This window comes from uncultured Nocardioides sp. (assembly GCF_902805925.1).
Taxonomy (GTDB): domain Bacteria; phylum Actinomycetota; class Actinomycetes; order Propionibacteriales; family Nocardioidaceae; genus Nocardioides.
The window spans coordinates 1-8205 of the sequence record NZ_CADCUP010000094.1 but is presented as its reverse complement, the minus strand read 5'-3'; the positions used below and the strand labels follow the sequence as shown (position 1 = coordinate 8205).

6 protein-coding genes are annotated in these 8205 nt (G+C 73.3%); 4 read left to right on the top strand and 2 right to left on the bottom strand.

Going from position 1 to position 8205, the window contains the following annotated elements; all coding sequences use genetic code 11:
• Nucleotides 1–1644: lysine--tRNA ligase (lysS, locus tag QZX64_RS06665; protein WP_295657827.1), on the bottom strand; the 1644-nt coding region annotated here is incomplete at its 3' end.
• A 234-nt stretch (nucleotides 1645–1878) separates the two neighbouring features.
• On the opposite strand from lysS, the gene QZX64_RS06660 reads away from it, so the two are divergent.
• Nucleotides 1879–2859 carry a helix-turn-helix domain-containing protein gene (locus tag QZX64_RS06660; RefSeq protein WP_295657825.1) on the top strand — a complete coding sequence of 327 codons (981 nt, stop codon included), beginning with the start codon at nucleotides 1879–1881 and terminating at the stop codon, nucleotides 2857–2859.
• On the opposite strand, the gene QZX64_RS06655 is transcribed toward QZX64_RS06660, so the two are convergent.
• Nucleotides 2856–3803, bottom strand: a complete 948-nt coding sequence (locus QZX64_RS06655; RefSeq protein WP_295657823.1) for a diacylglycerol kinase family protein — start codon at nucleotides 3801–3803, stop codon at nucleotides 2856–2858. The genes QZX64_RS06660 and QZX64_RS06655 overlap by 4 nt on opposite strands.
• Nucleotides 3804–3939: 136 nt before the next feature.
• On the opposite strand from QZX64_RS06655, the gene QZX64_RS06650 reads away from it, so the two are divergent.
• Genes QZX64_RS06650 through purB form a run of 3 tightly spaced genes read left to right on the top strand, consistent with a single transcriptional unit; the run spans nucleotide 3940 to nucleotide 7945 of the window.
• A complete protein-coding gene (locus QZX64_RS06650; RefSeq protein ID WP_295657822.1) occupies nucleotides 3940–5226 on the top strand; it encodes an adenylosuccinate synthase in 1287 nt (428 codons plus the stop codon).
• 14 nt (nucleotides 5227–5240) lie between these two features.
• A complete protein-coding gene (gene purD / locus QZX64_RS06645; protein WP_295657820.1) occupies nucleotides 5241–6530 on the top strand; it encodes a phosphoribosylamine--glycine ligase in 1290 nt (429 codons plus the stop codon).
• Nucleotides 6527–7945, top strand: a complete 1419-nt coding sequence (purB, locus tag QZX64_RS06640; RefSeq protein ID WP_295657819.1) for an adenylosuccinate lyase — start codon at nucleotides 6527–6529, stop codon at nucleotides 7943–7945. Before purD ends, purB begins: the two co-directional genes overlap by 4 nt.
• Nucleotides 7946–8205 lie beyond the last annotated feature (260 nt).

The window sequence follows — 8205 nt, the reverse complement described above, 5'->3', positions numbered from 1 at the left end:
CAGGCGCGGACCGCGGTCCTTGCCGACGAGGAGGCCGTAGAGCAGCCGGAAGAAGTCCCGCTGGTCGGCCTTGACCTGGTCGGTCGGCGGGTCGTCGAAGCCGAGCCCGCGAGCCACCTTGGGCGTGCCGTAGACCACCGAGGTCACCTCGTCGAGGTCCATCGAGGTGGGCAGCCGGTCCAGGAAGATCCGCAGCCACCGCTCCTCGTCCTCCGACAGGGCTGCCAGCCGGTCCTGGTCGGGCGTCTCCCGCACGATGGTGCGGTCGGCGTCGGGCACGAACTCGGCCGTCCACGCCATGGCCTTCCCCAGCCGCGGCTGCAGGTCCTCCACCGAGTCGTGGGCGAAGCCGACCTCCCCGATGACGGTGCTGATCAGGTCCGCGGAGCCGGCGGTGACGTCCGCGACCGACGACAGCGTGCGGAACGGCACGACGACCGGCGACGTCGGCAGGGCGCCGGCGACCGCTGTGCTCGAGGCCCGCTCCCAGGCGAGCACGGCCAGGTCGTGCTTCGCGGGGTCGGCGGCCTTGCGGCCCAGGGCGTCCCACTCGTCGTACAGCCGGACCACCTCGGGACCGAAGTCGACGGTGAACGCCTGCTTGGGCTGCCGGCGGACGTAGAGCCAGCGCAGGATCGGCGCCTCCAGGACGCGCAGCGCGTCGGCCGCGGTCGGCACGCCGCCGGAGGAGGAGGACATCTTCTGCATCCCCGCGAAGCCCACGAAGGCGTAGGTCACGCGGGTGGGCGCCCGCCAGTCGAAGATCGTGCCGACGAGCTCCTGGCCGACGGTGTACGACGAGCCCGGTGTCATGTGGTCGAGCCCGGCCGGCTCGAAGTCGACCTGCTCGAAGGCCCAGCGCATCGGCCAGTCGACCTTCCAGACCAGCTTCCCGCCGTCCTCGTGCGTGAGGTCGGTGGTGCCGACGTGGCCGTCGGACTCGCAGGCGTAGGCGAGCACGGTCGTCTCGTCGTCGTACGACGTCACGGCCGTGGTGTCGCGCCCGCACTCGGCGCACCACGGTCGGAACGGGAAGCGGGCGAGGTCTCCCGACCCGGACGACTCGTCGTCGTCGGCGACCGAGTCGGCCAGCGCGGCGGCCTCCTCGTCGGACTCAGCCGACGCCGCCGCCGGCGCCTTGGTGCGGTGCCGGGCCAGCACCTGCTCGATCTCGTCGCGGCGACGGACCGCCAGCAGGATCTGCTCGCGGTAGGCGCCGGCGGTGTACATCTGCGTCTGGCTGATCTCCTCCATCTCCACGCCGAGCTCGCGCAGCGACTCACGCAGCGGCTCCTTGAAGTGCTCGGCCCACGACGCGTGGCACCGCCAGGGGTCGGGGACGGCCGACAGCGGCCGGCCGATGTGCTCCGACCACGACGCGGGGACGCCCGCGGGCACCTTGCGGAAGCGGTCGTAGTCGTCCCAGCTGTGCAGGTGGCGCACCGCGACGCCGCGACGGCGCAGCTCCTCGGCGACGAAGTGGGGGGTGAGGAACTCCCGCAGGTTGCCCAGGTGGATGGGCCCGGAGGGCGAGGCGCCGGAGGCGACCGTCACCAGCCTCCCCTCGCCCGCGTGCCGGACGGCGTCGTCGGCCGCCCTGGTCACCCAGTCGACCGGCGCTGACCGGCTCGTGCCTCGTGCCATCGGTGGTGGGCCCCTCGTGCTGCGTGCGGACGTCGTCGGGCCGTCACGCTACCGGGAGCCGGGCTGCCGAGCGGTGAGGAGGGCGCCGGAATCGGTCCCCTGCGACGATTCCGACGCCCTGCGATGGTGTCGACGACGAGTCCCCCGACCCGGTCGTCGGCACATCGGGACGATCTTGGCAGCCGGGCCGCCGGAGACCTGGCTCGAAATGGCCACTGGCACTAACCTGCCACCATGCCCATGCGTCCGGTGGCGGCTGCCCTGGGGATCCCGCCCGCCGTCGACCGCCTCTACCGCCAGGTCTACGCCGGCAGCGGCACCTCGGTCGACGAGGTCGCCCGCAGCCTGCTCCGCTCGCGCGAGGAGCTGCTGGACGAGCTCGCGCCGATGATCAGGGGCGGCGTCGTACGCGTCGGAGACGACGACGTGCTGCACGTCGCCCCGCCGGCCGAGTCCCTGGCGATGATGCTCGCCGAGGAGACCCGGAAGATCAGCGCCGCGACGGCACGGCTCGAGGGCCTGGCGCGGGCGCTGCCCTTCCTCGGCGAGTCGGGCACCGGCCGGGGCACTGAGTCCGACGCCTCGCAGATCGACGGGGAGGTCCTCGCCACGGGCGACGTGCCCGGGCAGCTCGTGCAGTGGATCGAGGAGACGTCCGGCGAGCTGCTCTTCCTGCGACCCGACCAGTGGCGGATGCCGAGCGAGTCGACGATGTTCCAGGCCACCAGCGGAGCGGTGCGGGCCGGCCGCTCGGTCCGGGCGATCTACCCGGCCCGGGCGCTGCAGGAGGCTCCCGACGTGCTCATCGGCCGCGCGCGCGTCGGCGAGCAGATCCGGGTGGTGCCGGAGGTCCACACGCGCCTGGCCGTCGTCGGCACCGGCCGCGCCATGATCCCGGACCCGCCCGGTGTGGCCAACGACCGCCGGCTCGTCATCCGCCAGGGTGGCCTCGTGGAGATGCTGGTCGCCTACTTCGACGCCCTGTGGGACACCGCGGCCGCGGTGCCGCGCCTGGAGTCCGGCGACGCCCGGCCCGACCTGCGCCGCCTCCTGCTCACCCAGCTCGCCGCCGGCGCCAAGGACGAGCAGATCGCGCGCACGCTGGGGATGAGCCTGCGCACGGTGCGGCGGCGCATCCACGGGCTGATGAGCGACCTGGGCGTCGACACCCGCTTCGCCGCCGGGGTGGAGGCCGTGCGGCGCGGCTGGATCTAGGGCTGGTCCTCCGGGTCGACCTCCCGGCCGGGGGCGGGCAGCACCATCCGGTACGCCGCCGGCTCCACGCGCCACGAGCGCGACCGCTCGGGACCGTAGATCTCTCCGTCGGCCGAGACGAAGAACGGCTCACCGGCCACGGTCACGGTCGAGCCGCGCAGCGAGACGACGTCGTCGCGCTCGTCGTGCCGACCGCGTCGCATGTCGAGCACGTAGCCCACCTTGGCCAGCGGACCGATCGCGCGCGAGACGATGATCTCCGCGGTGCCCGACTCGGGATCGGCGTCCGGCGTCACCTCGGTGCCGCCGCCGACGAAGGCGCCGTTGCCCACCGCCACCATCAGCACCGGGTGGGCGAGGTCGTTGACCACGACGCCGTCGACCTCCACGCGCAGGCGCAGCTTGGGTGGCACGAAGGCCGCCGTGAGCGCGCCGATCGGGTAGCCGAGCTTGCCGAGGTTGACGCTGCCGACGCCGATGGCGTGCAGCCGCCTCTTCCACCGGTGCCCGCGGCGGCTCGCCTGTGCGCTGGCGCCCACGTGCACGTTGTTGACCACGACCTCGCCGGTCTCGTCGACGATCAGGTCGACCGGGCGCACCTCGCCCTCCAGCACCAGCCGGGCGGCCGCCTCGATGTCGATGGGGATGCCGGCGGTGCGGGCGAAGTCGTTGCCCGTGCCGAGCGGCAGCAGCGCCAGCACCCGCCCGGACAGCTCGTGTCGTCGGTGCAGCGCCGCCACGACCGCGTGCAGGCTGCCGTCCCCACCGGCCACGACGATGCGCCGCGAGCCGGCCCGGTGCAGGACGCCGTCGAGCTCGCCGGGGTTCGAGGTGCCCGCGACCTCGATCGACGCACCCGCCCGCAGGATGGCGAGCGCCTGGCCGAGCGCGACCTGGTCGGCCGTGCCGGCCTCGGTGTTGCTGATGACGAGGAGGGGGTCCACCGGCGGGACACTACCCGTTGCCCGGAGGCCGGCTTTGGTAGCGTTGGGACGCAGGAGCCTGGTGCACAAGTCGGACCTTGTGGCCGGGCCGTTCTGCGTCCCGATGCCAGACGAATGACCGACGGAAGGGGCTGCGATGCCCGCGATCATTGTGCTGGGCGCCCAGTGGGGCGACGAGGGCAAGGGCAAGGCGACCGACCTGCTCACGACCACCGAGACGATCGACTACTGCGTCCGCACCAGCGGCGGCCACAACGCCGGCCACACGATCGTGGTCGAGGGCGAGAAGTTCGCCACCCACCTGCTCCCGAGCAGCATCCTCACCGAGGGCACCACGTCGGTGATCGCCAACGGCGTCGTCGTCTCCCCCGAGGCCCTCTTCCGGGAGGTCGACGCCCTCGAGGCGCGCGGTGTCCCGGCGAGCGAGCGGCTGGTCGTCTCCGCCAACGCCCACGTCATCGCCTCCTACCACTCGACCATCGACAAGGTCACCGAGCGCTTCCTGGGCAAGAACAAGATCGGCACCACCGGGCGCGGCATCGGCCCGGCGTACGCCGACAAGATCAACCGCCTGGGCATCCGCGTGGCCGACCTCTTCGACGAGAAGATCCTGCTGGCCAAGGTGGAGGCGGCGCTCGACGTGCGCAACCACCTGCTGGCCAAGGTCTACAACCGCCGGGCCGTGGAGCCCGAGTCGGTCGTCGAGGAGCTGCTGTCCTACGTCGACCGGCTGCGTCCGATGGTCATCGACGCCTCGCTGCTGCTGAACCGGGCGCTGGACGAGCAGCGCACCGTGCTGTTCGAGGGCGCCCAGGCGACCATGCTCGACGTCGACCACGGCACCTACCCCTTCGTCACCTCCTCCAACGCCGTCGCCGGCGGCGTCTGCACCGGTGCCGGGGTGGGCCCCACCCGCATCGACCGCGTCATCGGCGTCATCAAGGCCTACACGACCCGGGTCGGGTCGGGCCCCTTCCCGACCGAGCTCCTCGACGCCGACGGCGAGAGGCTGTGGAGGGTCGGCGGCGAGGTCGGGGTCTCGACCGGCCGTGACCGCCGCTGCGGCTGGTACGACGCCGTCGTCGCGCGCTACGCCAGCCGGGTCAACGGCCTCACCGACCTGTTCCTGACCAAGCTCGACGTGCTGTCGAGCTGGGAGCAGGTGCCGGTGTGCGTCGCCTACGAGATCGACGGGGTCCGTCACGACGAGATGCCGATGACCCAGACCGAGTTCCACCACGCGACGCCGGTCTACGAGCACCTCGACGGCTGGTCGGAGGACATCTCCGGCTGCCGCAGCTTCGCCGACCTGCCGAAGAACGCGCAGGCCTACGTGCTCGCCCTCGAGGAGATGTCGGGCACCCGCATCTGGGGCGTCGGCGTCGGTCCGGGTCGCGAGCAGACCCTCGTCGTCCACGACTGAGCGGAGGACGCCCCGTGAAGACCCTGGTCGTCGGCTCCGGTGGCCGCGAGCACGCGCTGGCGCTCGCGCTCTCGCGCGACCCCGGGAGCCCCGAGGTGCACGCCGCCCCGGGCAACCCCGGCATCGGTGAGGTCGCCACCCTCCACGAGGTCGACCCGATGGACGGTGCGGCCGTCGCCGACCTCGCCGAGCGGCTGGGCGTCGACCTCGTGGTCGTCGGGCCGGAGGCGCCGCTCGTCGCGGGCGTCGCCGACGCGGTCGCCGAGCGGGGCATCGCGTGCTTCGGGCCCTCGCGGGAGGCCGCCCGGCTGGAGGGCTCCAAGGCGTTCTCCAAGGAGGTGATGGCGGCCGCGGGCGTGCCGACCGCCGCCTCCCGTGCCTGCAGCACGGCCGAGGAGGTCGAGGCGGCGCTCGACGCCTTCGGGCCGCCGTACGTCGTGAAGGACGACGCGCTGGCCGCCGGCAAGGGGGTCGTCGTCACGACCGACCGCGACGAGGCCCTGGCCCACGGGGCCTCGTGCGACCGCGTGGTGGTCGAGGAGTTCCTCGACGGGCCCGAGGTGTCGCTGTTCGCGGTGTGCGACGGCACGAGCGTCCGGCCCTTCCAGCCGGCCCAGGACTTCAAGCGCATCCGCGACGGCGGGCGCGGGCCGAACACCGGCGGCATGGGCTCCTACACGCCACTGCCCTGGGCGCCGCCCGGCCTCACCGACGAGGTGGTGCGCACGGTCGTCCAGCCGACCGTCGACGAGATGGCGGCGCGCGGCACGCCGTTCCAGGGGCTGCTGTTCGTGGGCCTCGCGCTCACCGCCCGCGGTCCGCGGGTCATCGAGTTCAACGTGCGCTTCGGCGACCCCGAGACCCAGTCGCTGCTCGCGCTGCTCAGCAGCCCGCTCGCCGACCTGCTGCACGCCGCCGCGCGGGGTCGACTCGACGACGCCGAGGCCCCCGAGCTCCGCGACGGCGCAGCCGTCACGGTCGTCCTCGCCTCCGCCGGGTACCCCGCCTCCAGCTCGTCCGGCGACGTCATCAGCGGGCTCGACGAGGCCGGCGGCCGCGACGGCGTCGACGTGATCCATGCCGGCACCGCCACCGACGGCGAGCACGTCGTCACCGCGGGGGGTCGTGTGCTGGCGGTCACCGCCGTCGGCGAGGACGTCGCCGACGCCCGGCGCCGGGCCTACGACGCAGCCGACCTCGTCAGCTTCGACGGCGCCCAGCGCCGTACCGACATCGCGGCGGAGCCGCTGGGCGCGGTGGAGTCCCGCGCCGTGACCGACGCCGACCAGAAGGTGCACCCATGACCGTCCCCAACGTCCTGGCCGCGCGGTACGCCGGCGCCGACCTCGCCGCCATCTGGTCGCCCGAGCACAAGATCGTGCTGGAGCGGCAGCTGTGGATCGCGGTGCTCACGGCGCAGCGCGACCTCGGCATCGAGGTGCCGGACGGCGTCGTGGAGGCCTACGAGCGGGTCGTCGACGACGTGCACCTGCCGTCCATCGCGGCCCGCGAGCGGGTCACCCGGCACGACGTGAAGGCCCGGATCGAGGAGTTCTCCGCGCTCGCCGGCCACGAGCACATCCACAAGGGCATGACCTCGCGCGACCTGACCGAGAACGTCGAGCAGCTCCAGGTGCTCTCCTCTCTGCGGCTCGTCCGTGATCGGGCCGTGGCCGCCCTGGCCCGGCTCGCACGGCTGGCCACGGAGCACGAGACGCTCGTGATGGCCGGGCGCTCGCACAACGTCGCCGCGCAGGCGACCACGCTGGGCAAGCGCTTCGCGACCATCGCCGACGAGATGCTCGTCGGGCTGCAGCGCGTCGAGGAGCTCATCGCCCGCTACCCGCTGCGCGGCATCAAGGGTCCGGTCGGCACCTCCCAGGACATGCTCGACCTGCTCGACGGTGACGCCTCGCGGCTCGCGGAGCTGGAGTCGCGCGTCGCGGCCCACCTCGGCTTCGACCACGTCCTCACCAGCGTGGGCCAGGTCTACCCGCGCTCGCTCGACTTCGACGTGGTCTCCGCACTCGTCCAGCTGGTGGCCGGCCCGTCCAACCTGGCGACCACGATCCGGCTGATGGCCGGCATCGAGCTGGTGACCGAGGGCTTCCAGGAGGGACAGGTCGGCTCCTCGGCGATGCCGCACAAGATGAACACGCGATCGTGCGAGCGGGTCAACGGCCTGGCGGTCGTGCTGCGCGGCCACCTGTCGATGGTGGGGGAGCTCGCGGGCGACCAGTGGAACGAGGGCGACGTCTCGTGCTCGGTCGTGCGTCGCGTCGCGCTGCCCGACGCCTTCTTCGCCGCCGACGGCCTCTTCCAGACCTTCCTCACCGTGCTCGACGAGTTCGGCGCCTTCCCGGCGGTGATCCAGCGCGAGCTCGACCGCTACCTGCCCTTCCTGGCCACCACCAAGGTGCTGATGGCCGCGGTGCGCAACGGGGTGGGCCGGGAGGTCGCGCACGAGGCGATCAAGGAGGCCGCCGTCGGCGTCGCCCTCTCGATGCGCCAGGGGCAGGCCGACAACGACGTCTTCGAGCGCCTGGCCGCCGACGAGCGGCTGGCGCTCGGCGCCGGCCAGCTCGACGCCCTGGTCGCCGACCCGATCACCTTCACCGGCGCGGCCGTCGACCAGGTCCAGGCGGTCGTACGCCGCGTCGAGGAGGTCGTCGCGCGCCACCCCGAGGCCGCGGCGTACTCGCCGGGCGCCATCCTCTGACCCCGGACCTGGCGAGGATCGCGTCGGCTCTGGCTCGGCCACGCGAGGCCTCCCGCCGGAGGACGACGGGTGTGTCCACGCCCGTCACCGCGTCCGCCCCTGCCCATCACGGTCTCCGTGACGCGCCACGTCGACCCCGCCCGGTCGAGCGAGGTGCTGACCTGGGCGCGGCCTCGGAGCCTCGCCCGACCGGCACGTGCTCCACCGCTTCGCCGACGGCGCAGGGCTGCTGGTCGATCGAGGGGCGGGTCGGGGCCGGG

Excerpts from the sequence above, each read along its gene's own strand:
- QZX64_RS06650 (WP_295657822.1), top strand. The coding sequence starts at position 3,940 with ATGCCCGCGATCATTGTGCTGGGCGCCCAGTGGGGCGACGAGGGCAAG.
- purB (WP_295657819.1), top strand. The coding sequence starts at position 6,527 with ATGACCGTCCCCAACGTCCTGGCCGCGCGGTACGCCGGCGCCGACCTC.
- QZX64_RS06660 (WP_295657825.1), top strand. The coding sequence starts at position 1,879 with ATGCCCATGCGTCCGGTGGCGGCTGCCCTGGGGATCCCGCCCGCCGTC.